The 24,375-nt window shown below is 69.6% G+C and carries 23 protein-coding genes and 2 pseudogenes; 17 read left to right on the forward strand and 8 right to left on the reverse strand.

Going from position 1 to position 24,375, the window contains the following annotated elements; genetic code table 11:
• The first annotated feature begins 195 nt into the window (after positions 1-195).
• Together E0500_RS43845 and E0500_RS43850 are read left to right on the forward strand one after the other, a co-directional pair.
• The gene (locus E0500_RS43845) at positions 196-870 is read left to right on the forward strand and encodes a transposase (RefSeq protein WP_309505063.1); all 675 of its coding nucleotides are present in this window, start codon (positions 196-198) and stop codon (positions 868-870) included.
• Between the two features lie 97 nt (positions 871-967).
• Positions 968-1,261, forward strand: coding sequence for a zinc ribbon domain-containing protein (locus tag E0500_RS43850; RefSeq protein WP_309505064.1), 294 nt, complete (start codon positions 968-970; stop codon positions 1,259-1,261).
• A 91-nt stretch (positions 1,262-1,352) separates the two neighbouring features.
• On the opposite strand, the gene E0500_RS15245 is transcribed toward E0500_RS43850, so the two are convergent.
• A complete protein-coding gene (locus E0500_RS15245) occupies positions 1,353-2,738 on the reverse strand; it encodes an aspartate ammonia-lyase (RefSeq protein WP_131561667.1) in 1,386 nt (461 codons plus the stop codon).
• A 155-nt stretch (positions 2,739-2,893) separates the two neighbouring features.
• Here E0500_RS15245 and E0500_RS44975 point away from each other — a divergent pair.
• The 3 genes and pseudogenes from E0500_RS44975 to E0500_RS15255 all read left to right on the forward strand — a co-directional run.
• A pseudogene (locus E0500_RS44975) lies at positions 2,894-3,016 on the forward strand (helix-turn-helix domain-containing protein); the annotation flags it as partial.
• A 48-nt stretch (positions 3,017-3,064) separates the two neighbouring features.
• Positions 3,065-3,646 (forward strand): DUF5753 domain-containing protein, encoded by a 582-nt coding sequence (locus E0500_RS15250; RefSeq protein WP_309505224.1) that lies wholly within the window; start codon positions 3,065-3,067, stop codon positions 3,644-3,646.
• Positions 3,639-3,923 (forward strand): DUF397 domain-containing protein, encoded by a 285-nt coding sequence (locus E0500_RS15255; protein ID WP_131561665.1) that lies wholly within the window; start codon positions 3,639-3,641, stop codon positions 3,921-3,923. The genes E0500_RS15250 and E0500_RS15255 overlap by 8 nt, the downstream gene beginning before the upstream one ends.
• Before the next feature lie 8 nt (positions 3,924-3,931).
• Here E0500_RS15255 and E0500_RS15260 read toward each other — a convergent pair whose 3' ends face one another.
• Complete coding sequence (locus tag E0500_RS15260; protein ID WP_131561663.1) at positions 3,932-5,623, reverse strand: fumarate hydratase; 1,692 nt, start codon at positions 5,621-5,623, stop codon at positions 3,932-3,934.
• A 204-nt stretch (positions 5,624-5,827) separates the two neighbouring features.
• Between E0500_RS15260 and E0500_RS15265 the strand changes: the two genes are divergently transcribed.
• Together E0500_RS15265 and E0500_RS15270 are read left to right on the forward strand one after the other, a co-directional pair.
• The gene (locus E0500_RS15265) at positions 5,828-6,526 is read left to right on the forward strand and encodes a DUF1707 domain-containing protein (RefSeq protein ID WP_131561661.1); all 699 of its coding nucleotides are present in this window, start codon (positions 5,828-5,830) and stop codon (positions 6,524-6,526) included.
• Positions 6,527-6,690: 164 nt separating this feature from the next.
• Positions 6,691-7,065 carry a WhiB family transcriptional regulator gene (locus E0500_RS15270; protein WP_131561659.1) on the forward strand — a complete coding sequence of 125 codons (375 nt, stop codon included), beginning with the start codon at positions 6,691-6,693 and terminating at the stop codon, positions 7,063-7,065.
• 160 nt (positions 7,066-7,225) lie between these two features.
• On the opposite strand, the gene glpX is transcribed toward E0500_RS15270, so the two are convergent.
• On the reverse strand, positions 7,226-8,260 hold the full coding sequence (gene glpX / locus E0500_RS15275) for a class II fructose-bisphosphatase (RefSeq protein WP_131561658.1): 1,035 nt from the start codon (positions 8,258-8,260) through the stop codon (positions 7,226-7,228).
• A gap of 125 nt (positions 8,261-8,385) precedes the next feature.
• Here glpX and E0500_RS15280 point away from each other — a divergent pair, with 125 nt between their 5' ends.
• A complete protein-coding gene (locus tag E0500_RS15280) occupies positions 8,386-8,901 on the forward strand; it encodes a DUF4245 domain-containing protein (RefSeq protein ID WP_131561657.1) in 516 nt (171 codons plus the stop codon).
• A 267-nt stretch (positions 8,902-9,168) separates the two neighbouring features.
• Here the strand turns inward: E0500_RS15280 and E0500_RS15285 are convergent, their stop codons facing one another.
• Entirely contained in the window at positions 9,169-9,432 is a 264-nt protein-coding gene (locus tag E0500_RS15285) for an exodeoxyribonuclease VII small subunit (RefSeq protein ID WP_131561656.1), read from the reverse strand.
• 10 nt (positions 9,433-9,442) lie between these two features.
• Positions 9,443-10,651, reverse strand: coding sequence for an exodeoxyribonuclease VII large subunit (gene xseA / locus E0500_RS15290; protein WP_131561655.1), 1,209 nt, complete (start codon positions 10,649-10,651; stop codon positions 9,443-9,445).
• Positions 10,652-10,775: 124 nt separating this feature from the next.
• Here xseA and E0500_RS15295 point away from each other — a divergent pair, with 124 nt between their 5' ends.
• Both E0500_RS15295 and ppgK read left to right on the forward strand, forming a co-directional pair.
• Positions 10,776-11,792 carry a 4-hydroxy-3-methylbut-2-enyl diphosphate reductase gene (locus tag E0500_RS15295; RefSeq protein ID WP_181587010.1) on the forward strand — a complete coding sequence of 339 codons (1,017 nt, stop codon included), beginning with the start codon at positions 10,776-10,778 and terminating at the stop codon, positions 11,790-11,792.
• 74 nt (positions 11,793-11,866) lie between these two features.
• Complete coding sequence (gene ppgK, locus E0500_RS15300; protein ID WP_131561653.1) at positions 11,867-12,610, forward strand: polyphosphate--glucose phosphotransferase; 744 nt, start codon at positions 11,867-11,869, stop codon at positions 12,608-12,610.
• A gap of 87 nt (positions 12,611-12,697) precedes the next feature.
• Here ppgK and E0500_RS15305 read toward each other — a convergent pair whose 3' ends face one another.
• Entirely contained in the window at positions 12,698-13,393 is a 696-nt protein-coding gene (locus E0500_RS15305) for a DUF6542 domain-containing protein (protein WP_399119227.1), read from the reverse strand.
• Between the two features lie 413 nt (positions 13,394-13,806).
• Between E0500_RS15305 and ychF the strand changes: the two genes are divergently transcribed.
• The 4 genes from ychF (at position 13,807) to E0500_RS15325 (ending at position 17,756) form a co-directional block, all read left to right on the forward strand.
• On the forward strand, positions 13,807-14,895 hold the full coding sequence (gene ychF, locus E0500_RS15310; RefSeq protein WP_131561651.1) for a redox-regulated ATPase YchF: 1,089 nt from the start codon (positions 13,807-13,809) through the stop codon (positions 14,893-14,895).
• A 192-nt stretch (positions 14,896-15,087) separates the two neighbouring features.
• The gene (locus E0500_RS15315; RefSeq protein ID WP_131561649.1) at positions 15,088-15,369 is read left to right on the forward strand and encodes a type II toxin-antitoxin system Phd/YefM family antitoxin; all 282 of its coding nucleotides are present in this window, start codon (positions 15,088-15,090) and stop codon (positions 15,367-15,369) included.
• Positions 15,366-15,620 (forward strand): Txe/YoeB family addiction module toxin, encoded by a 255-nt coding sequence (locus tag E0500_RS15320; protein WP_131561646.1) that lies wholly within the window; start codon positions 15,366-15,368, stop codon positions 15,618-15,620. Before E0500_RS15315 ends, E0500_RS15320 begins: the two co-directional genes overlap by 4 nt.
• A gap of 564 nt (positions 15,621-16,184) precedes the next feature.
• Complete coding sequence (locus tag E0500_RS15325; protein WP_131561644.1) at positions 16,185-17,756, forward strand: protein kinase domain-containing protein; 1,572 nt, start codon at positions 16,185-16,187, stop codon at positions 17,754-17,756.
• Between the two features lie 492 nt (positions 17,757-18,248).
• Here E0500_RS15325 and E0500_RS43860 read toward each other — a convergent pair.
• A pseudogene (locus E0500_RS43860) lies at positions 18,249-18,347 on the reverse strand (ABC transporter ATP-binding protein); the annotation flags it as partial.
• 572 nt (positions 18,348-18,919) lie between these two features.
• Here E0500_RS43860 and E0500_RS15335 point away from each other — a divergent pair.
• A complete protein-coding gene (locus E0500_RS15335; protein ID WP_131561642.1) occupies positions 18,920-19,750 on the forward strand; it encodes an oxidoreductase in 831 nt (276 codons plus the stop codon).
• A gap of 76 nt (positions 19,751-19,826) precedes the next feature.
• On the opposite strand, the gene E0500_RS15340 is transcribed toward E0500_RS15335, so the two are convergent.
• Positions 19,827-20,933 (reverse strand): threonine synthase, encoded by a 1,107-nt coding sequence (locus tag E0500_RS15340; RefSeq protein ID WP_131561640.1) that lies wholly within the window; start codon positions 20,931-20,933, stop codon positions 19,827-19,829.
• 334 nt (positions 20,934-21,267) lie between these two features.
• Here E0500_RS15340 and E0500_RS15345 point away from each other — a divergent pair, with 334 nt between their 5' ends.
• Both E0500_RS15345 and E0500_RS15350 read left to right on the forward strand, forming a co-directional pair.
• Positions 21,268-22,836, forward strand: coding sequence for a S8 family peptidase (locus E0500_RS15345; protein ID WP_131561638.1), 1,569 nt, complete (start codon positions 21,268-21,270; stop codon positions 22,834-22,836).
• A gap of 245 nt (positions 22,837-23,081) precedes the next feature.
• Complete coding sequence (locus tag E0500_RS15350) at positions 23,082-24,362, forward strand: DUF4190 domain-containing protein (RefSeq protein WP_181587011.1); 1,281 nt, start codon at positions 23,082-23,084, stop codon at positions 24,360-24,362.
• The last annotated feature ends 13 nt before the right edge of the window (positions 24,363-24,375 follow it).

Consider the following 24,375-nt stretch of genomic DNA (forward strand, 5'->3'; position numbering starts at 1 on the left):
TCCAGATCAAGCTGCTGCCGACGCCGGAGCAGGCGTCGGCGCTCGTGGCGACCCTGCGCGCCTGCAACCGGGCTGCCACTCACGCCTCCGCCGTCGCCTTCGTCGACGACCTGAAGGACCGCAACGGCCTGCAGAAGGCGGTGTATACGGACTTGAAGGCCGCCTTCGGGCTCCGCGTAGCCGGCGGTGCGGGTGGTGAAGAAGGCTGTCGACGCCTACGCGACCTTGAAGGCCAACCTACGGGCCGGAAACCTCGGCGTATCCACCTCGAAGCGGTACCGCAGGGCGATCGGCTCGCCCGTCAGCTTCCGTCCGGATGCGGCGCAGCCGTTCGACGACCGCTGCCTGTCCTGGCAGTACGACGCGCGGACCGTCTCCATCTGGACGGTGGACGGGCGGATGAAGGGGATCCGGCTCGCCTGCTCACCCGACCAGCTCAAGACGCTCGTGGCCTACCGCAAGGGAGAGCGCGATCTGGTGCAGCGGGGCGGGAAGTGGTTCCTGATCGCCACCTGCGAGATCCCCGACCCGCAGGTGTATGAGCCGGTCGACTTCATCGGCGTGGACCGGGGCATCGTGAACCTGGCCACGACGTCCGACGGAAGCAACTACCAGGGCCGCCACCTGTCCCGTTACCGGCGCCGGCAGGCCCGCAAACGCGCAGAACTGCAGTCCAGGCAGACCCGCTCGGCCACCCGCCGTCTCGCCCGCCGCGCGCTGAAGGAGAAGCGTCATGCCACCCACGTGAACCACCGCATCAGCAAGGAGATTGTGTCCGTCGCGATGGGGGCACCTCCCGCGCGAGCGAAGCCGAGCGTGGGGGAGCACCGGTCGCGGCATCGCCGTCGAGGAACTGGGCGGGATCCGTGAGCGGGTACGGCTTCGCCGCGACCAGCGGGGCACCCTCTCCTTGTGGCCCTTCCACCAGCTCGGGCAGCACCTGGTTTACAAGGCATGCAAGACCGGAGTGCCGTTTCTGGAAGTGGATGCGGCCTGCACCTCGCAGCGTTGTCCGCGCTGCGGGCATACCGAGCGGGCCAACCGGCCTGCCCGGGATCACTTCCGCTGTCGTCGGTGCGGGCTCTCCCCCACTCTCGACTTCGCTCGAGCGGGAGGTGCCCCCACGCCCTGCCGATGTCGTCGCCGGGGTCAACGTGCGCGACCGCGCGCGCTCGGCGTGGGTGTTCGTCACCGCACCCGCACCCTCCCCCTGACATCTGCCGGGGCTGGGTGGATGCGACCCGTGACCGTCCTGTCGTAGGGGACGGTCGGGAGCGCGACGAGGTGTGAACGACCGAGTGCACAAGCCTGGCCGTTCACGGCCGAGAAGGTGACGCCATGGCGGGAATCGGTTACGGCCGCGTCATCCGCAGGACATCCAGTGCCTCGTCCAACTGCTCGACGGTGAGGTCGCCGCGCTCCACGTACCCGCTCTCCAGCACGACCTCCCGGATCGTCTTCCGCTCGGCCAGCGACCTCTTGGCCACCTTCGCGGCCTCCTCGTACCCGATGTACCTGTTCAGCGGGGTGACGACGGACGGTGACGACTCGGCGTACTCGCGGGCCCGTTCGCGGTCGGCGGTGATCCCGTCGACGGTGCGGTCGGCGAGCAGCCGCGAGGCGCTCGCGAGCAGGCGGACGGACTCCAGCACGTTCTTGGCGATCACGGGCAGCATCACGTTGAGCTCGAAGTTCCCGGAGGCACCCGCGGTGGTGATGGTCACGTCGTTGCCGATGACCTGAGCGCAGACCATGAGGACGGCCTCCGGGATCACCGGGTTGACCTTGCCGGGCATGATCGAGGACCCGGGCTGGAGGTCGGGGAGCCGGATTTCGGCGAGCCCGGTCCGCGGGCCCGACGCCATCCACCGCAGGTCATTGGAGATCTTTGTCAACCCGACGGCGATGGTCCGCAGTTGCCCGCTGGTCTCGACGATCCCGTCCCGGGCCCCCTGCGCCTCGAAGTGGTTCCGCGCCTCGGTCAGCGGCAGCCCCGTGGCCCGGGCCACCTCCTCGATGACGGCGGCGGAGAATCCGGGCGGGGTGTTGATGCCGGTCCCCACGGCGGTGCCGCCGAGGGGCAGTTCGGCGAGGCGGGGGAGTGAGGCGGTGAGCCGCTCGACGCCGTACCGGACTTGGGCCGCGTATCCCCCGAACTCCTGCCCGAGCGTCACGGGGGTGGCATCCATGAGGTGCGTGCGCCCCGACTTGACGACGTCGGCGAACTCCTCGGCCTTGCGCTCCAGGGCGCCGGCGAGGTGCTCCAGGGCGGGGATCAGGTCCCGGGTGACGGCGGCGGTGGCGGCGATGTGCACGGAGGATGGGAAGACGTCGTTGGACGACTGGGAGGCGTTGACGTGGTCGTTCGGATGCACGTTCCTGCCGAGCCGCTCGCTAGCCAGCGTGGCGACGACCTCGTTGGTGTTCATGTTGGACGAGGTGCCGGACCCCGTCTGGAACACGTCCACCGGGAAGTGCTCGTCCCACTTCCCCTCGGCCACCTCCTGGGCCGCTTGCTGGATCGCCCCGGCGACGTCCTCGTCGAGCACCCCGAGCCCGGCGTTGACCTTCGCCGCAGCTCCCTTGATCCGGGCGAGTGCCTCGATGTGGGAGCGTTCGATGTGCTGGCCGGAGATGGGAAAGTTCTCGACGGCACGCTGGGTCTGGGCCCGCCACTTGGCGTGGGCGGGGACGCGGACCTCACCCATGGAGTCGTGCTCGATGCGGTATTCGCTCATGCCGGCTATAGCAAACGGGGCGGTGGGGATGTTCCGGGCTTCGCCTACCTGAGCGTGAGTGAATGAATGCGCTGAGTGTCTGAACTGATGGCAGGGGGTGCCGCATGGGGACGACGGCCTACGGGGACTGGCTTCGGCAGTAGCGGGAGGCTGCGGGGATGACGCAGCAGCAGCTGGCGGACGCGGCGATCATGACGCGCTCGCACATCGCGCACATCGAGGCGGGGCGGCGGGTGCCGTCGAAGGAGGATGCGCGGAGGCTGGACGAGGTGCTCAATACGCGCGGGGCGCTGTGCAGTTTTCGTCCGGGGAATGACCGGAGGCCGGTGGCGGCGCATTTTGAGGCGGCGTTGGCGCTGGAGCAGCAGGCTTCGGTGATCCGGGAGTTCGCGCTGTCGTTCGTGCCTGGGATCCTTCAGACGGAGGCGTACGCGGATGCTGTGCTGCGGGACGCGGCGTACCCTCCGCTGGGCAAGGAGGAGCGGGCCAGGGCTGTCGCCACACGGCTCGATCGGGCGCGGATCCTCACCGATCCCGTTAACCCTGTGGTCTGGGCCCTGATCGACGAGGCAGTGTTGCGGCGACCAGTGGGCGGCCCGGAGGTGATGGCGGACCAGATCATGCACCTCGTAAGGCTGGTGGAGGGTGAGCGAGTCCGAGTGCACGTGGTGCCGCTCAGCCTGGGCGGCCACCCGCTCATGGTGAGCATGGTCTCGCTGATGTGGTTCGAAGACCAGCCGCCCGTCGTCTACGTCGAAGCACTGCACACGGGCACGGTGCACGACGAACCTGCCCTGGTCGAGCGCTTCCAGGCGACCTACCATCTCGTGCTGGGAGACTCCCTGCCGCAGAAGGAGTCACTCGCCCTGATGCGGTCGATCGCAAAGGATTACGGCCACCATGAATGAGCAGCACATAATCCTCGATGCTTCCGTGCTGGACGGCTGGCGCAAGTCGTCCTACAGCGGCGGCGACGAGGGCAGCTGCCTCGAAGTGCTCGACAACCAGCCGTACGCCGTCCCAGTACGGGACTCGAAAACCCCTCACGGCCCGGCGCTGGTCTTCGGTAGGCCGGCCTGGTCGGCATTCGTCACCGCCCTCACCGCCCCCCCACGGTCACTTGTCGGTGAGGGCCACGCCACCGCCAGGCGCCCCCGCCGGCCTCGGGCCAGCAGGGGCGCGTGAGCCACGTACTACGCCAGGCCGGGACCACGCACCGGGATGCTGGTGAACGTCGGCTGCGGCGCCGGGTCCTGGAAGAAGTCGTTGCCCTTGTCGTCGACGACGATGAACGCCGGGAAGTCCTCGACCTCGATCTTCCAGACGGCCTCCATGCCGAGCTCCTCGTACTCGACGACCTCGACCTTCTTGATGCAGTCCTGGGCGAGACGGGCGGCCGGGCCGCCGATGGAGCCGAGGTAGAAGCCGCCGTGCGTGCCGCACGCGTCCGTGACCTGCTTGCTGCGGTTGCCCTTGGCCAGCATCACCTTGGAGCCGCCCGCGGCCTGGAACTGCTCGACGTAGGAGTCCATACGGCCGGCGGTCGTCGGGCCGAAGGAGCCGGAGGCGTAGCCCTCGGGGGTCTTGGCCGGGCCCGCGTAGTACACGGGGTGGTCCTTCAGGTACTGCGGCATCTCCTCGCCCGCGTCCAGCCGCTCCTTGATCTTGGCGTGCGCGATGTCGCGGGCCACGACCAGCGGGCCGGTGAGCGAGAGACGGGTCTTCACCGGGTACTTGGTCAGCTCGGCGAGGATCGCGTCCATCGGCTGGTTGAGGTCGATCCTCACCACGTCGGAGGACTCGTCGAGGTGCTCGTCCGTCGTCTCCGGCAGGAAGCGCGCCGGGTCCGTCTCCAGCTGCTCCAGGAAGACGCCCTCGGCGGTGATCTTCGCGACGGCCTGGCGGTCGGCGGAGCAGGACACGGCGATGGCGACGGGGCAGGACGCGCCGTGCCGGGGGAGGCGGACGACCCGCACGTCGTGGCAGAAGTACTTGCCGCCGAACTGGGCGCCGATGCCGATCTTCTGTGTGAGCTCGAAGACCTTCTCCTCCAGCTCCTTGTCCCGGAAGCCGTGACCGAGCGGCGAGCCCTCGGCCGGGATCTCGTCCAGGTAGTGCGCGGAGGCGTACTTCGCGGTCTTGAGCGCGTACTCCGCGCTCGTGCCGCCGACGACGATCGCCAGGTGGTACGGCGGGCAGGCGGCCGTGCCCAGCGAACGGATCTTCTCCTCCAGGAACTTCATCATGGAGGCCTCGTTCAGGACGGCCTTCGTCTCCTGGTAGAGGAACGACTTGTTGGCGGAGCCGCCGCCCTTGGCCATGAAGAGGAACTTGTAGGCGCCGCCGTCCGTCGCGTACAGCTCGACCTGGGCCGGGAGGTTGGAGCCGGTGTTCTTCTCGTCCCACATGGTGAGGGGAGCCATCTGGGAGTAGCGCAGGTTGAGCCTGGTGTACGCGTCGAAGATGCCGCGGCTCAGCGCTTCCTCGTCGGCGCCCGGGGTCAGCACGTTCTGACCGCGCTTGCCCATCACGATCGCCGTGCCCGTGTCCTGGCACATCGGCAGGACGCCCGCCGCCGCGATGTTCGCGTTCTTCAGCAGGTCCAGCGCCACGAACTTGTCGTTGCCCGAGGCCTCGGGGTCGTCGATGATGCGGCGCAACTGCGCGAGGTGGGCCGGGCGCAGGTAGTGCTGGATGTCGTGGATGGCCGCCTCGGCGAGCTTGCGCAGCGCCTCCGGCTCCACCTTGAGGAACGTGCGGCCGTCGGCCTCGAAAGTGGAGACACCCTCGGACGTCACCAGCCGGTACGGGGTGGTGTCCTCTCCCATGGGGAGCAGATCGGTGTACGCGAACTCAGGGTTGGATGGGGGGGAACTACGCGGCATCTCAGCCCATTCCTCACTCGGCAGACGGCCGCCCGCCGACACCGGCAGGCCTCACCAGCGTAGAACCTGCCGCCGACAGGGAGCCTGTGAGGTAAGGCTCAGTGCGAGAACCGGGGTTTTCCACAGGCTGGGAAACAGGACGGGTTTTCCACAGGCCCGGACGAGGGGTAGTCGCGATCTATCGCGTTTCGGTACGCTGCTGCCGTGGACCTTCAGAAGAGCGCCCAGCAGCCGGTCACCGTAGCGCGCGTTTCCGAACTGCGCGCTTCGGACGCCGACCGTGACCGCATCGCCGACATCCTGCGCGACGCCCTCGCCGAGGGCCGCCTCACCGCCGACGAGCACGCCGAGCGGGTCGAGGGCGTGCTCGCCGCCAAGACGGTTGGCGAGCTGGAGGTGTTCATACGGGACCTGCCCGCCGCCCACAACGGCAGGGCGGCCGCGTACGCGGCGGCGCCCAGCCGGCCCTCGCCGGGCGCGATTCCGGTCGACCCCGACGAGCATCTGGTGGCGATCTTCAGTTCCTCGCTGCGCAGGGGCCGCTGGCGGGCCGGCCGCCGCATCCACGCGTACGCGATATTCGGCAGCGTCGAGATCGACCTCAGCGAGGCGCTCTTCGAGCACCGCCAGGTGATGATCAAGGCGATCTCGATATTCGGCAGCGTGGAGGTCCGCGTCCCGGAGAACGTCTCGCTGCGGGGCAGCGGTGGCGGCGTCCTCGGCAGCTTCGAAGTGGACACGCTGGATTCGGGGGAGCCCGATGCGCCCGTGGTCTATGTGGACGGGCTGGCCGTGCTGGGCAGCGTGGAGGCGAGGCCCAAGCGGGGCAAGGTGATCGCCGACCTGCTCGACCGCGTCACGCGCAAGGTCGACAGCAGTTTGCGCAAACACCTGGATCGTTGACGTTCGCGAATCTCTTTCGCCTCGGAAGGCCCTGTACTCACTGTCTTTCGCTCCATGTCGCCCTCGGAACCCAGCGGTTCGGAACTCCACGCTTAGGCCCGCGCACAACGGGTAGGCCTTGCTGCATCGTCTCTCGCTCGCGAAGCCGTCGTCAGGAGTAGACCGTGCTGCAACCGTCCCATTCGTCCCTGCAGGTCGCTGCTGTTCCGTCCCAGCGGGTGCCAGCGCGAGACAGGGATCAGGACGTCCCCTGGCACACGGAGGCGGTGTGCCGACGCGATGAGGCCGGACTGTTCTTCGCCCCGTCGAAGGAGCCCACCGCGGCCCGGCTCTCCCGCGAGGAGGCGGCGAAGCGGGTCTGTGCCCGTTGTCCCGTCATGGTCGAGTGCCGCGAGCACGCGCTGCTGCAGCCCGAGCCGTACGGCGTCTGGGGCGGCCTCACCGCCGCCGAGCGCCGTGTGGTTCTGGCCCGGCGTCGCCGCCGCGAGCTGGAGCTGAAGAAGGCGGCCTCGGCGAGCCGCGTGGCTGCCGCGTCCTGAATTCCTCCGGACTCCTCGGGATTCCTCCGGACTCCTCCAGAACAAGGGGCACCCCTCCGCACAGGGGTGCCCCGTAAGGGGCGCGGGGAACTGCGCGACCAGCCACGGACTACCCGATGTGACCCACGGTCCGCAGTTCCCAACGTCCAAACCGGCGGAGCTACTTGGCTCGTTCGAAGTCGATCGAGCTGTACGCGCGCAGCTTGCTCAGCCGGTGCACGGAGTCGATGCGGCGGACCGTGCCGGACTTCGACCGCATGACGATCGAGTCGGTCGTCGCGGTCTCCGCGCGGTAGCGCACACCGCGCAGCAGCTCGCCGTCGGTGATGCCGGTGGCCACGAAGAAGACGTTCTCACCGGAGACCAGGTCGTCCGTCGTCAGCACGCGGTCGAGGTCGTGGCCCGCGTCGACGGCGCGCTGCCGCTCCGCGTCGTCCTTCGGCCACAGCTTGCCCTGGATGGTGCCGCCGAGGCACTTGACCGCGCAGGCCGAGATGATGCCCTCGGGTGTACCGCCGATACCGAGCAGCAGGTCGATGCCGGTGTTCTCGCGCAGCGCCAGGATCGAGCCCGCGACGTCGCCGTCGGAGATCAGCTTGATGCGCGCTCCGGTCTCCCGGACCTCCTTGATGAGCCCTTCGTGGCGGGGCCGGTCGAGGATCACGACCGTGACGTCCTCGGGCGCGGACCGCTTGGCCTTGGCGACCCGCCGGATGTTGACGGACACGGGCGCGTTGATGTCGACGAAGTCGGCGGCCTCCGGCCCGGTGACCAGCTTGTCCATGTAGAAGACGGCCGACGGGTCGAACATGGTGCCCCGGTCGGCGGCCGCGAGCACCGCGATGGCGTTCGTCATGCCCTTCGCCGTCAGGGTCGTACCGTCGATCGGGTCCACGGCGATGTCGCACTCGGGGCCGGTCCCGTCTCCGACACGCTCCCCGTTGAAGAGCATCGGGGCCTCGTCCTTCTCGCCCTCGCCGATGACGACGACACCGTTCATCGACACGGTGGAGACGAGGCTTCGCATGGCGCGTACGGCGGCACCGTCGGCGCCGTTCTTGTCTCCGCGCCCGACCCAGCGGCCGGCGGCCATGGCGGCGGCCTCGGTGACGCGCACCAGTTCCAGGGCGAGGTTGCGGTCGGGGGCCTCGGACGGGACCTCGAGTTCGGACGGCAGATGATGGTTCTCGGTCATCGGAGCGCACCTTTCTGATACGACGACGGCCGTATGAGGGTTCGGATCGACTCTATCGCCAGACCGACAAAACGAGCAGGGGACCCCACGGATGAGCAGACCGGTGCACCTGCGACGATGAGGGCGTGGCAGGCAAGAATGGCAAGCAGACGGTCCGCAACATGGTCCTCTCCCTCGGGGTCAGTGTGCTGGCGGCCGGCGTCATCTATCTTTTCGTTCCGCACGACGAAACGCCTCCCGAGCTCAAGCGGGTCGACTACCGCGTCGAGCTCCTGACGGCACGCCGTGCGGCGTCCTATCCGGTGGCCGCGCCCGAGGGCCTGCCCCAGAGCTGGAAGGCGACCTCGGTCCGTTTCCAGGGCGACAACTTCGACGCCTGGCACCTCGGTTTCCACGACCCCGATGGTCAGTACGTGGCCGTCGAGCAGTCCGCTCAGAAACCGTCCACCTTCATCGAGGACGCCACCCAGCGCGCCGAGGAGACGTCCACCCAGAAGATCGGCGACCAGGTGTGGCGGCGCTACGAGGGCGAGCGCTACGACGCCCTCGTCCTGGAGGGCCAGGGGGTGACGACGGTGGTCACGGGGTCGGCACCGTTCGCCCGTCTGACGGAGATGGCGGAGGCGCTGAAGACGGAGTGAGACGTGCGTGGGCGCGCGCGTCGGCCCCCGATCGTGACCGGGGGCCGACAAGGATGTTCAGGTCAGTACTCGCCGCCCCACCTCACGTAGGCCAGGGTGCCCGCGCCGGTCAGGAAGTGGCTGTTCGACTCCGGCGGGCAGTACGGACACCCGGTGGCCCACTGGCCGCCGTCCCAGGTGTACCGCCAGGAGATGTGCTCGGCGCCGTCGGCAGTGGCAGATCCTGCCGGCGCGGGGTCCCCGGGGGACGGAAACGCACAGCGCCGGTCACTTGGCGCCCGCGCCCTCCGCGCCCGCCTCCGGACCTTCCTCCTCTTCCTCCTCGGCCAACGCCGCGTCCAGCCGTCGCCGCGCACCGTCCAGCCAGTGCCGGCAGACCTTGGCCAGCTCCTCGCCGCGCTCCCACAGGGCGAGGGACTCCTCCAGGGACGTACCGCCCGCCTCCAGGCGGCGGACGACCTCGATCAGCTCGTCCCGCGCCTGCTCGTACCCGAGCGCCTCGCTGGTCTCGCTCGTGTTGCTGCTGGTCATGTCCCTCACCCTATGTGTCGACTCGTACCGTGAACTCGCCCTCGGCCACCCGGGCCCGCAGCGGCTCGCCGTCCGTGACCTCGTCCGGGGCGCGTACGACATGGCCGTCCGCCTTCTGCAGCACCGCGTACCCACGCTTCAGCGTCGCGGCCGGGGAGAGGGCCACCACGCGCGCGTGGGTGTGCGCCAGCTCCGAGTCGGCGCGGTCCAGGTGGTGGCCGAGGCAGCGGCGGCTCCGGTCGGCGAGCGCGGCGACCTGGTCCGCGCGCTCGTCGACCATGCGGTGCGGGTCCTCCATCGAAGGGCGGGCCAGCGCATGCGCCAGCCCCCGCTCCTCACGCTCGATGAGCGCCTCGACGCAGCGCCGCCCGCGGTCCCGCAGCCAGCGCACCCGCTCGTACTCCTCGCCGACGTCCGGCACGACCTTCTTGGCGGCGTCGGTCGGCGTGGACGCGCGCAGGTCGGCCACATGGTCCAGCAGCGGGTTGTCCGGCTCGTGCCCGATGGCCGACACGACCGGCGTACGGCAGGACGCCACGGCCCTGATGAGCTGCTCGTCGGAGAACGGCAGCAGGTCCTCCACACTGCCGCCGCCCCGCGCCACGATGATCACGTCCACGTCGTCGAGGGCGTCGAGCTCCTTGACGGCCTGGACGACCTGCGGCACGGCGTGCACGCCCTGCACCGCGACGTTGCGCACCTCGAAGCGGACGGCCGGCCAGCGGTGCCGGGCGTTCTCGAGCACGTCCCGCTCGGCCGCCGATGCCCGCCCGCAGACGAGCCCGATGAGCTGCGGCAGGAAGGGCAGCGGCTTCTTGCGCTCGGGCGCGAACAGCCCTTCCGCGGCAAGGGACTTCTTCAACTGCTCCAGCCGCGCCAGGAGTTCACCCACACCCACCGGCCGTATCTCCGCGGCGCGCAGGGACAGCTGCCCGCGCGGCGCGTACCACTCGGGCTTCGCGTGCACCACGACGCGCGCGCCCTCGCTCACGATGTCGGCGACCGCGTCGAACACCTGCCGGTAGCAGGTGACGCTCACGGAGATGTCGTACGACGGGTCGCGCAGCGTCATGAAGACGACGCCCGCACCCGGGCGCCGCGACAACTGGGTGATCTGCCCCTCGACCCACACCGCGCCGAGCCGGTCGATCCACCCTCCGATGAGCCGCGACACCTCGCCGACGGGCAGCGGGGCGTCCGCGGACGTAGTCAGTGCCATGCGCCCGAGAGTAGTGGGGGCGACTGACATTCCGGCTGCTCCCGGGGCGTGAACCGGTAGCCGCAGGAGAAGGTTCCCGCCCGCGCTGCCCCGCCAACTTCGGCCCGCCCGGCGCGGCCTTACGATGGTGCGTATGACTGCTTCGCCTGGCCGCCGTGTCCTCCTCGCCGCCCCCCGCGGCTACTGCGCGGGTGTCGACCGCGCCGTGATCGCCGTCGAGAAGGCCCTGGAGCAGTACGGGGCCCCGATCTACGTCCGCCACGAGATCGTCCACAACAAGTACGTCGTGCAGACGCTGGAGAAGAAGGGCGCGATCTTCGTCGAGCAGACGGAGGAAGTTCCCCCGGGCAACATCGTCATGTTCTCCGCGCACGGCGTCGCGCCGACCGTCCACGAGGAGGCCGAGCGCGGCCGCCTCGCCACCATCGACGCGACCTGCCCCCTGGTCACCAAGGTCCACAAGGAAGCCATCCGGTACGCCGGCGACGACTTCGACATCCTCCTGATCGGGCACGAGGGCCACGAGGAGGTCATCGGCACCTCCGGTGAGGCGCCGGACCACATCACGCTCGTCGACGGCCCCGGGGACGTCGCCAAGGTCGAGGTCCGCGACCCGTCCAAGGTCGTGTGGCTCTCCCAGACCACGCTCTCCGTGGACGAGACCATGGAGACGGTCGGCGCGCTCAAGGAGAAGTTCCCGCTGCTCGTCTCGCCGCCGAGCGACGACATCTGCTACGCCACGCAGAACCGTCAGCTCGCCGTGAAGCAGATGGGCGCGGAAGCGGAGCTGGTGATCGTCGTCGGCTCGCGCAACTCGTCCAACTCCAAGCGGCTCGTCGAGGTCGCCAAGCTCGCGGGCTCGCGCGAGGCGTACCTCGTGGACTTCGCCGACGAGATCGACGAGGCCTGGCTGGAGGGCGTCTCCACGGTCGGTGTCACCTCGGGCGCCTCGGTGCCCGAGATCCTCGTCGAGGAGGTCCTGGAGTGGCTCTCGCAGCGCGGCTTCGCTGACGTCGAGCTCGTCAAGGCCGCCGAGGAGTCGATCGTCTTCTCCCTGCCGAAGGAACTGCGCAAGGACCTGCGTGCGGAGGCGGCGAGCCTGGTGGCGGAGCGCACGGGCCGGGACGTCGTCGAGAAGTGAGGGTTCTGCGCGGTTGCATCACGTGGGCCCGGGGTCGGCACGTCACTGTCCGTCGTACGTCGTAACGTAGGGCCATGCAGATCTTCGGCGTGGACATCGGTGGATCCGGGATCAAGGGTGCTCCCGTGGACCTGGACCGGGGCGACCTGGCGCACGAGCGGTTCAAGGTGCTGACCCCGCACCCGGCGACGCCCGACGCGGTGGCCGACGGCGTGAAGGAGGTCGTCGACCACTTCGGGTGGAGGGGCCCGGTCGGGATCACGTTCCCCGGAGTGGTCACCGGCGGCACCACGACCCGTTCGGCGGCCAACGTCGACAAGGCATGGATAGACCTCGACGCCAGTGCCCTGCTCGGCGAGCGCCTCGGCGGACTGCCGGTGACGCTGGTCAACGACGCGGACGCGGCGGGCGTCGCCGAGGTGGAGTTCGGCGCGGGCCGGGACCGCCGGGGCACGGTCATCCTGCTCACCTTCGGCACCGGCATCGGCAGCGCCGTGTTCGTGGACGGCGTCCTCGTGCCGAACACGGAGCTGGGCCACCTGGAGCTGAACGGCCACGACGCGGAGACGCGCGCGTCCACCAAGGCCAAGGAGGACCACGAGCTGACCTGGGAGCACTGGGCCCGGCGCGTCACGAAATACCTCGCCCATGTCGAGATGCTCTTCTCGCCCGAGCTCTTCATCATCGGTGGCGGAGTGAGCCGCAAGGCCCAGAAGTTCCTGCCGCTGATCGAGGGCATAAGGGCGGAGATCGTTCCGGCCCAGCTGCAGAACAACGCGGGGATCGTGGGAGCGGCGATGCGGGCGGCGAAGGCGTAGCCCCCGGCCGAAGGCTGGAGCGTTCTGCTCGGCGCGACTGCGTACAGCGTGCCTGCCAGACGGCGTGCCTGCCAGAGGGCATGCCTGTCAGACGGCGTCCCGGGCCAGACGGCGTTGTGGTTCGGGGGTCGGACCTTCAGGTCCCGTATCCGGCTGGAGGCCGGGGCGTCCCGGGTCGCTGCCGGGGGACCTACCGAGGGACCCGCGGAGAGATTCACGGAGGGATCCGCTGCGGTTCATCAGGCGGATCTTGCGTTCGGTCGCGATCGCACCGGCGACGAGCGTGCCGCCGTACAGCCAGCCCGCCTGTGTGGCGAGAGCGGTGCCCAGGCCCACCAGGTGCCCGGCGAGGCCGCCGTCGCTCTCGATGACGGGAGGCAGCCCGGCGGCGAAGGCGATCGGCACGACGACGGGCGGGGTGACCAGGTCACCCCGCCCCACCCAGACTGCGGTCAACGCACTGACCAGCAGAAACACCAGGCCATACACGGTCATCGAGGCCCCGAGCAGCAGCCGGTCGAGGCAGCCGACGGTGACCATCGCCGCGCCACAGAACAGTCCGCCCCCAAGCCTGGTGAGCCGGGGGTTCGGCATGCGCCGTACGGCTCGGACCGCAGGGGCCACGAGCCGACCCACCGGCCTCCGTACGCCCGGAGCGCGCCCCGGCACATCGGCGCCGGGCACCTGCGCGGCCTCCGCATGCCCGCGCGCGTGCGTGCCGGGTTCCCCTCTGCCCGCGCCCGCGCCCGGACTGCGGGCGTCGGCCGCCGGCCACTCAGGCAACCGGGCGGCGTCCGCTCCTGGCCACCGGGCGTCCGCCGGCCCTGCCGGCCCCGTCGGCCTGCCCGGCCTGCCCGGCCTGCCCGGCCTACCCGGACTGCCCGACCGTCCCGGAGCGGCCCCCGCTCTGCCCGTCTGGGGCGGAAGGGGCGTGTCACGGCGCGGTCGGGGCCGAGGGGGACGCGTCCTGTGTTGCTCCACCGGACCAACTTAGGTCGGTTTATGTGCTGAACGGCCGCTCTGACACGCGGTTGAGCAGAGCTTGGCCAAGCGTTCGATACGGCCGCCGGGGCGGGCGCGGCTACGCCGTAGACTGGTGGATCGGCCCGCGCACCCAGGAACGCACCACGCTGAACGCAGAAGGACCCGGGCCCGACAAGTCAGCTGCTCAGTCCTCACGTACGGGAAGTCGCAACGTGTCGCTCACGATCGGAATCGTCGGTCTGCCCAATGTCGGCAAGTCGACCCTGTTCAACGCCCTGACCAAGAACGACGTGCTGGCGGCCAACTACCCGTTCGCCACGATCGAGCCGAACGTCGGCGTCGTGGGCGTTCCCGACCCCCGTCTGACCAAGCTGGCCGAGATCTTCGGCTCCCAGCGGGTCCTCCCGGCGACCGTCGACTTCGTCGACATCGCGGGCATCGTGCGCGGCGCCAGCGAGGGCGAGGGCCTCGGCAACAAGTTCCTGGCGAACATCCGTGAGTCGGACGCGATCTGCCAGGTCATCCGCGCCTTCAAGGACGAGAACGTCGTGCACGTCGACGGCAAGGTCTCGCCCAAGGACGACATCGAGACGATCAACACCGAGCTGATCCTCGCCGACCTCCAGACCATCGAGAAGGTCCTTCCGCGCCTGGCGAAGGAGTCGCGGATCAAGAAGGACATCGCCCCGAAGGTGAAGGCCGTCGAGGAGGCCAAGGAGATCCTGGACAGCGGCGACACGCTGTTCGCCCATGGCATCGTCCAGGGCAGCGAGCGCGCGGAGCTCCTCCACGACCTGCACCTGCTGACCACCAAGCCGTTCCTGTACGTCTTCAACGTCGACGAGGACGAACTGGTCGACGAGGACTTCAAGAACGAGCAGCGCACCCTGGTCGCCCCCGCCGAGGCGATCTTCCTCAACGCCAAGCTGGAGGCGGACCTCGCCGAGCTCGACGAGGAGGACGCGCTGGAGCTGCTCCAGTCGGTCGGCGCCGAGGAGCCGGGCCTCGCCACCCTCGCCCACGTCGGCTTCAGGACCCTCGGCCTGCAGACCTACCTGACGGCCGGCCCCAAGGAGTCCCGCGCCTGGACCATCAAGAAGGGCGCCACCGCCCCCGAGGCCGCCGGTGTCATCCACACCGACTTCCAGAAGGGCTTCATCAAGGCCGAGGTCATCTCCTTCGAGGACCTCGTGCAAACGGGCTCGGTCGCCGAGGCCCGCGCCAAGGGCAAGGCCCGCATGGAGGGCAAGGACTACGTCATGCAGGACGGGGACGTGGTCGAGTTCCGCTTCAACGTGTAGGCGCAAATCCACCACGTCGGCTTTGTTTAATGCGCAGGTCAGAGGGGCTTGACTCATCGGAGTCGAGCCCCTCGCTCCTTCCCGTGCCGGGAAGGTGCTGGGATTTTTGACGGGTTGTCACTCATTTAACGCCGCTTCGGGCGGCCATTAGTGGTACGTTATTCGGTACCACTCGATGGAGGGAGTCAACCCATGTCGATAACTGCGAGCGAAGCCCGTAAGGCTCTCTTTCCGCTGATCAAGAAGGTCAACGACGATCACGAGGCCATCGAGATCGTGTCCAAGCATGGCAACGCTGTGCTCGTCTCGGCCGAGGACTACGCGGCACTGCGTGAGGGCTCGTACCTGCTGCGCTCGCCTGCGAACGCGCGGCGACTGCTCAAGGCGTACGAGAATGCCCTGGGCAACATCAACGTGTCGGAGCGCGAGCTGATTGATCCGGATGCGGTGGACTCTGCTGTGGGCGCTGAGTGAGGCTCGTCTTCGAGGGTCAGGGCTGGGAGGACTACACGTCCTGGCTCAAGAACGACCGCAAGATGCTCGCTCGGATCAACAAGCTCATCGAGGACGTCAAGCGAGACCCTTTCACGGGGATCGGCAAGCCCGAACCGCTCAAGTATCACTTGCCTGGGGTTTGGTCGAGGCGGATCGATGACGAGCACCGCCTCGTCTACCTGGTCACGGACAAGGAGATCGTGATCCTCGTAGCCCGCTATCACTACTGACCGCAGGACCGTCCGTACTGGGTTAACGCTCTCATGCCGGATTGATGCTGGGCGCTCGAAGTGGAGTTTACGCAGGGGAAGGCCAGGACCCGACGGGCAGTACTTCAGGTTCTCGAACACAGGCCATCGAACCAGGTGCTGCAGTCCCGGCCGAGACGGTCGTACAGTTCGGCAGCTCCGCGCACGTCACCGCTATGCCCAGTGAGGTCGGCAAGTTCCATGCGCGCTGTGATGACCAGAGTATGGTCTTGGCCGTGCTTCCAGGTGAGCCGCCGTACGGTGAGTTCGGCAGCGCTCCAACTCGGCGTCTCAGACAGAGGCCCCCCGGCGGATTCCCCGCCGGGGCCACGCTCGCGCCGGCGGAGGCCAAGGCAGCAGCAGGAAAGCTTTCCGTGAATTCCCGGCCAGGCGCGGCAACTTGTCGGTGTCAATCAGTCGGAAAGAAAAGCGAAGGGCGAACGCGTCCGGCATACTTGCGGGCGCGGACCATCCTGCTCGTCAGTATCAAGTAAAGGCCCAGCGCGTAATTCGAGCGCTCCTGCACACTTCCGGGGAACAGTCGTCATGAATAACCTTCAGCCTTCGGACCCGACGTCCATAGGCGGCTATCCGTTGCTCGGCCGGCTCGGTGCGGGCGGCATGGGGCAGGTGTTCTTGTCCCGTACGGGTTCGGGTCGGCTGCTCGCGCTGAAGACGATCCGCGACGATCTCACCTCCGAGCCGGGGTTCGAGGAGCGGTTCGCCCGCGAGATACGCAACAGCGACCGCGTCCGTTCGCCGTGGACCGTGACCGTCGTGGACTACAGTGCCCCGGGCCAGCGCCCGCAGTGGCTGGCCACCGAGTATGTGCCCGCGCCGTCGCTCGGCGAATGGGTCACGGCCCATGGTCCGCTGCCGCACACCGCGCTGCTCTCACTCGCCGCCGAACTGTGCGGCGCCATGCAGGCCGTGCACGAGGCCGGCCTCGCACACCGGGACCTCAAGCCCGGGAACGTCCTGCTGGCACGCGACCGTCCCCGCCTGATCGACTTCGGTGTCGCACGGGCCGCCGACGACAGCCGGCACACCCACATCGGTGTCTCCGTGGGCTCCCCCGGATTTCTCGCGCCGGACCAGGCCGTCGGCGGTGTCGCCGCGGCACCCGCGGACGTCTTCTCACTGGCCGCCCTGCTGGTCTACGCCGCAACCGGGCGCGGCCCCTTCTCGCGCGTCGGGGAAGAGGTCCCCGCTGCCACGCTGCTGTACCGAGTGGTCCACGAGGAACCCGACCTCGCAGGCGTCGCCCCGTCGCTGGTGCCGCTGCTCACCGAGTGTCTGGCCAAGGACCCCGACGAGCGCCCGACCGCGGCCCAGCTGCGCGGATGGCTGGCGGAGATCGGCGGCCGGATCGGGCGCTGGCCCGAGGAATGCCCCGCGGCTCTCACCGGCAGACTGACCGAGGCCGAGCATGCGGCGCGCACCGTGGTCGACCTCGAACACCACGCCGTCAAGGCCCCCGCTGGTCAGGACCTGTCACCAACGTTGATGAGTCCCGACCCTGTACTCGCCGCCCCGGCTGAGCTCGGCTGGCGTCGCCGGCCCGCCTGGCTGCTGACCACGGCCATCGCCGCGTTCGCGGTCGTGGCGGCCGTGGCGGCCGCCGTCCACTTCGGTACGCAGCGTTCCTCGGCCGAGTCCTCCCCGTCCGCGCAGGGACGGCCGTCGGGCTCGTCTGCCTCAGCGACCGCGGGCGGGACGCCGTCTGCCTCGGCGACCGCGGGCGGGACGCCGTCTGCCTCGGCCCAGGAGCCGCAGGAGCCGGGTGCGGCACTCAAGGTCATACAGGCCACGTTCGAGCTGGCCACAGGAGAGTCAGTGGAGGCCGGGGCCAGGACCCTGGTCATGCAGGAGGACGGCAACCTGGTGATCTACGACCAGGATCGCAAGCCGCGCTGGGCTGCGATGACCAAGGGCGAGGGCAACTCCGCCCGCTTCCAGCCGGACGGCAATCTGGTCGTCTACAACAGCGACGGGCAGCCCCTGTGGGCCTCGCGGACCAATGGCCACCCAGGAGCGGTCCTCGTGTTCCAGGCCGACGGAAACGTTCTGATCAAGTCCGGCGACACCGTGCTCTGGGCCGCGGGAACGGAGAACTGACCCCGGGCATTCAGCGGAACCCGGCCAGGTGCTGCCCTCCAGCACAGTGGCCGGCCGGCGAAACCGTGCGGGCCCGCACGATCACCAGGTGCTGTGGAACCCCGGCGCAGCCGACAACGACAGAACGCCCACTGGAGTGCTGAACGGTGAGATCTCAGTACTGTTTGCTCGCGTTCCGGGAGGAAGCCCCGGCGGGTACGGCAGTTGCGCGAAAAGCGACAGGTGCCCTCTGGCGGGCAGTTCGAAGTCCAGCGCATCGCGTGAATTCCGCCTGTGCGCGTCCTTGCCGATGGCGACCCGGGATATCGCGTTCGCGGTAGGTGAGGACGCCGAATCGCGGGGCTCTTGGCGGGGTCGTCGGCGAGGGGTGGACGAACTCGTGCAGGAGGCGGCCGGCGGCGGCAGGCGCGATCACGGCGACGCCGTCGGCGACAGCCCGGATGCCGGCGAGGAGTTCCTCGGGGCGGTGTCCTTCGAGGGAAGGCCGCCGACCTCCAGCAGGCCGCCGACCTCCCGCAGCGGCGCCCGGCGCCGGACGCGGCGCCGGCCGTTCACCGTGACGGAACCGCTGGTGGGGGCGTCCAGCCCGAGCCATGCGTATCGCGGGATGTTCGGCTGAATCCAGTCACGCGGGGTGACGTGCGGAATAGCTCAGCGATGGCTTGGGAAGCCTCTTGGGTAGGGAAGCGCCCGACGCCAGGTAGCAGGAGGCGTAGGTGGTGGTCGGCGATCAGGTCGTTCTTGGCCTGGGTGGTTTCGGCGTCGGCCCCCGGTAGCCGCGTCACTGGTCCGGCACGTGATCACTGGCCGGGCAAGCGACCAAGCCGGGCGCACGAGGAACGGGGCGGACCCCGTTCCTGATTGGCTGCCGAGGGCAAAAAACAGTCCCCGGTAGTGCTGCACGTGTCCTGAAGCTTCAGTCGTCACTGTCGCCTCGGTATCGCGCCGGCTTGCCGGGGGCCTAAACCACATCCTGTCCAAGTCGCTCCGCCGACTAGACGTCCTTGCCGACTTTGTGACTCTTTCGGTGTTGTGGCCTAGTAACCACTCTCCACGGCATATGTCCCGAGTCAATAGGTTTTGGGTAAATTTTTTCGACGCCGACCAGAGCCGACGGGCGAGGGAACGGTGGACGAGGGAGCGGTCATGAACGAGGAGTGGTCATGAACAGGGTGTGGCTGGTGACGGGCGCGAGCAGTGGGTTCGGGCGGGCGATCACCGAGGCGGCGCTCGCAGCCGGTGACGTGGTCGTGGGTGCGGCGCGGCGCACCGACGCGCTGTCCCGCCTGGTGGCCGCCCACCCGGACCGGGTGGAGGCGCTGTCCCTGGACGTCACCGACACGGCGGCGGTCGAGGCGGCCGTACGGGGCGTCGTGGCCCGGCACGGGCAGATCGACGTCCTGGTCAACAACGCGGGACGCACGCACGTGGGTGCCTTCGAGGAGACCACCGACGCCGAGCTCCGGGCGCTCTTCGACCTGCACGTTCTCGGCCCCGCCGCCCTGGTGCGGGCCGTGCTGCCGTACATGCGGCGACGGCGCTCGGGCGCGATCGTGCAGATGAGCAGCGTGGGCGGGCAGATGTCCTTCGCGGGCTTCTCCGCGTACAGCGGGACGAAGTTCGCCCTGGAGGGCATGTCCGAGGCGCTGGCGGACGAGGTGCGCGACTTCGGCATCAAGGTGCTGATCGTCGAGCCGGGCGCCTTCCGCACTGCCCTGTTCGACACCGCCCGGGCCGGGGTGAGCGCGGACAGTGGCGTGTACGCCAAGGTCGGGGAGACGCGGCGGTTCGTCGCCGGAGGCGACGGCACCCAGCCGGGGGACCCGGCGAAGGCGGCGGCCCTCATCCTGGCCGCGCTGGAGGACGAGCGGACTCCGCTCCGGCTGCCGCTCGGGGACGACGGCGTGAGCGCGGTCCTCGGCCACCTCGACCAGGTGCGCGAGGACATCGCTCCCTGGGAGCAGCGCACCAGGGCGACGGCCTTCGACGACTGAGCCCCGAGGCGCAAGGCCCGAGGCCCGAGGCCCGAGGGCTGCCGGGATCGAGGAGCGGGGATCGGGGAGCGGGCGGTCAGCCGTCCGCCAATCCCGACTTCACCCCCGCCCCGCACAACGGCACCACGGCCGTACGGTCCCCGAGTGCCCCCTCCCGTACGGCAGCCCAGCAGGCCACGCCCGTGGACTCGACGTAGAGTCCCCGCGACGCCAGGTCCCGTTGCGCGTGCCGGATCTGGTCCTCCGTCACCGTCAGGAATCCGCCCCCCGACTCCTTGACCGCCCGCAGGATCTGCCGGGCCCGCGGCGGGTGCGGGATGGCGATGCCCTCGGCGAGAGTGGGCGCCATCGGGGTCCGGCCGACCAGGTCGTCGGCGCCCTCGGTCCAGGCGTGGGCCAGCGGGGCGACCGCCGCCGACTGGACGGCGTACAGGGCGGGCCGCCGGTCGATCAGCCCCGCCGCGTGCAGCTCGGTCACCGCGAGGGAGGCGCCGAGCAGCAGCGTGCCGTTGCCGACGGGGACCACGATCACGTCGGGGAGGCGGCCGCCGAGGTCCTCCCACAGTTCGTGGACGTACGTTTTCGTGCCGTGCAGGAAGTACGGGTTGAAGACGTGCGACGCGTAGAAGACGCCTTCCTCGTCCGCCGCCTCCCGGGCCGCCCGCGCGGTCGCCTCGCGGTCCCCGTCCACCACGTGCAGTCGCGCGCCGTGCGCCCGGATCTGCTCCAGCTTCTTGGCCGACGTACCGGCGGGAACGTACACCGTGCAGGGCAGTGCGGCCCGTGCGCAGTACGCCGCGATCGCCGTGCCCGCGTTGCCGCTGCTGTCGGCGAGCACCTGGCGAGGCCGCAGCCGCAGCGCCAGCTCGGCCAGCACCACCGCGCCCCGGTCCTTGAACGACAGCGTCGGCATCAGGAAGTCCAGCTTGGCCGAGACGCCGTCCCCCAGCTCCACGAGCGGGGTGCGGCCCTCGCCCAGGGACGTCGAGGGGGCCGACAGGGGCAGGCACTCCGCGTACCGCCAGAGCGAGTTCACCCGTCCGGCCAGCGACTTGAGCGGGGCGGGCGTGGGAGCGAAGTCCAGGTCCAGCGGGCCGCGGCAGGCCGGGCAGCACCAGGCGAGCGAGCCCGTGGGGACGCGCGTGCCGTCGGAAGGGCAGTAACAGTCCGGCAGAGGTGTCATGGCCGCAGCGTAGTTGTGCCGGTCGGTGACGGAGAGTCATGACTGAGGCGGGGCGGGGACGTCGGGTTCATGCGCAGGCCCGCGCTGTTCCCGAGCGATTGCCGAGCTGATCCGGAGCGATTGCCGAGCTGACCCGGAGCTGTTCCTGAGGCTCCGTCAATCCTTCTCCTGGCGCACAGGGGAGGCGTCGGATACGCAAAGTATGACCATATTTATGCAACAGTGGCCCGTGCGAATCCTGCATCGGCATGCCCATGCCCTTCTGGCTCTCCGGCGCGCGGGCGTCAGGCGTGCACGGGCCGTTCCGCACCACCGATCGAGGAAGGTCCCTCAGATGGCAGTGATGCGTCAGACCCGGCGAAGACTGGCCGGTGCGACCACGGCGGCACTCGTTCTCGCTCTCCTCCCGGCACTTGCCGCGAGCGCCGCCGACCCCGAACCAGAAGGCCGGATCCAGTACGCGGGCGCGTCGGGCGCCATCAAGGACAGCTACATCGTGATCCTGAAGGATGACCTCGCGAAGGCCGGCTCCGATCAGGGCAAGGCTCTCGCCAAGACGTACGGCGCGACCATCGAGCGCACCTACACGCGGGCCCTCAACGGCTACGCGATCAAGGCCACGGAAGCCAAAGCGAAGCGATTCGCCGCCGACCCGGCCGTCAACTCCGTCGTCCAGAACCGCACGTTCTCGATCGACGCGACCCAGTCCAACCCGCCTTCCTGGGGCCTGGACCGCATCGACCAGGCGGCGCTCCCGCTCGACCGGAGCTACACCTACGACGACACCGCCGGAGAGGGCGTCACCGCCTACGTCATCGACACCGGTGTCCGCATCACGCACCGCGACTTCGGTGGCCGCGCCTTCAACGGCTACGACGCCGTCGACAACGACAACACGGCGCAGGACGGCCACGGTCACGGCACGCATGTCGCCGGAACCGTCGCCGGCACGGCCTACGGCGTGGCCAAGAAGGCGAAGATCGTCGGTGTCCGGGTCCTGAACAACTCCGGTGAGGGGACGACCGCGCAGGTCGTCGGGGGCATCGACTGGGTGACCGGTAACGCCGTCAAGCCGGCCGTCGCCAACATGAGCCTCGGCGGCCCCGCCGACACCGCGATCGACGCGGCCGTCCGCAACTCCATCGCCTCCGGCGTCACCTACGCGGTCGCCGCAGGCAACGCCGCGACCAACGCGTCCACCACTTCGCCCGCCCGCGTCACCGAAGCCATCACCGTCGGCGCCACCACCAGCGCCGACGCCCGGGCCGGATACTCCAACTACGGCACGGTGCTTGACCTGTTCGCCCCGGGCTCCCTCATCACCTCGCTCTGGCGCACGAGCGACACGGCGACGAACACCCTCTCGGGCACGTCGATGGCGACCCCGCACGTCGCCGGAGCCGCCGCGCTCTATCTGGCGGGCCACCGCTCCGCCACGCCCGCCGCCGTCCAGACGGCCCTCGTCAACTCCGCGACCACCGGCGTCGTCACCAGCCCCGGCACGGGTTCGCCCAACCGCCTCCTCAACGTGGGCCGGGGCGGGACGACAGCCCCGTCCGCCCGGCGCTTCGAGAGCACCGTGGACTTCGCGATCTCCGACAACGCGTCGGTCGAGTCACCGATCACTGTGAGCGGTGTTTCCGGGAAGGCGCCGTCGTCGCTGCGCGTGCCTGTGAGCATTGTTCACACATATGTCGGCGACCTTCGGGTGCAACTGATCGCCCCCGACGGCACGGCGTACACCCTGAAGAGGTACGGCTCCGGCGGCAGTGCGCGCAACATCAACACCACCTACACGGTGAACGCCTCTTCCGAGACGGCCGACGGCGTGTGGAAGCTCAGGGTGAGTGACCACGCGGCGCGGGATGTGGGGCGGATCGACTCCTGGGCGCTGCAGTTCTGATGTCCGCTCAGGTATAACCGCTACAACCGCCTCGGGTGCAACCACCTCAGGTGCAACCGCCTCGGGTGTAAACCCTCGGATGTCACCCTCGTCCTCGTGGACGGGCTCCGGGTCGTGCCCCGGCCCGCCGCGAGGACGAGCCGTGCCCCAGGGGGTGGGCAGCTCCCGTGCCACGTCCGCCGCCGCTTACCATGCGCCAAGTCGTACGTCAGTTCCCCGAATCCCGGACGAGAGGCACGGTAGCCGTGGCGATACCCCCGCCCCCTGGGCCGCAGCAGCCCCAGGAGCCCCAGGGCCCGTACCCGCCGCCCCAGGGCCAGACCCCGCCGCCTCCGGGACCTCCGGGGCAGTACCCACCGCCGCCGGGTCCGGGGCAGCCGTACGCGGATCCCGGGCAGCCGTACGCGGCCGGTCCCGGGCAGCAGTACGGCCACCCCTACCAGCCCTGGGGGCAGGGGTACTCCCCGTACAACCACCCCGCGCCCGTCAACGGCTTCGCGATCGCCGCGCTCGTGCTCGGACTCCTCTGTTTCCTGCCGCTCGTCGGCCTGGTGCTCGGGATCGTCGGGCTCGTGCAGATCAACAAGAAGGGGGAGCGCGGCAAGGGGATGGCCGTCTCGGGGATCGTCCTCTCGACGATCGGTGCCTTGCTGATGGCCGTCGCCCTCGCCACGGGCGGTGCGCGCGCCTTCTGGGAGGGCTTCGAGGAGGCGGCCCGCGAGAACGGCAGCACCTTCTCGGTGGAGAAGGGTGAGTGCTTCGACGCGCCGAACGGTTCGCTGGAGGGCTACGCGTACGACGTCGACACGGTGCCGTGCGACGGTGAGCACGACGCGGAGGTGTTCGCCAACTTCGAGATACCGGGGGGTGATTACCCCGGCGACGACGAGCTGACCGAAACCGCCGACGAGAAGTGCTACGACTTCGCCGACGCGTACGCGATGGACTCCTGGGCCCTCCCGGAGCACGTCGACGTGTACTACTTCACGCCGACCCGGGAGAGTTGGAGTGCGGGCGACCGCGTGGTGACGTGCATGTTCGGGAGCACGGACGAGAACACCGGGCTGACGGGGTCGCTGCGCAAGGACGACTCGATGCTGACGGGTGACCAGCTCACCTACCTCCTGGCCGAGGTGCCGTACACCGACGCCCTCGACACCGCGCCCGCCGCCGAGTACGTCGAGGACGATCTGCCGGGCCACAAGGAGTGGGCCACCCGGGTCGCCGAGGGGCTGGACGAGCAGGCGACGATGCTGCGCACCTACGGGTGGTCCGGGGACGCCGAGCGGCCGGTGACCGACCACGCGGACGCCCTGGAGCGGGCGCGTGAGGAGTGGGAGAAGGCGGCGAGGGCGGCCGACGCCGACATCTTCTACGAGCACTATGACAAGGCCTACGAACTTGTGGACGGCGCCACGGCGGTCACGGCCCGCAAGGCTCTGGGCCTGGCCGCGACCCCGCCTTCGTACGGTGAGGAGAGCGGCGGGGACGCCGGCGGAGGGGGCGACAACGCCAAGGAGGTGTGAAGGCGGGTGTGGT

Source organism: Streptomyces sp. KM273126, assembly GCF_004337435.2.
Classification (GTDB): domain Bacteria; phylum Actinomycetota; class Actinomycetes; order Streptomycetales; family Streptomycetaceae; genus Streptomyces; species Streptomyces acidicola.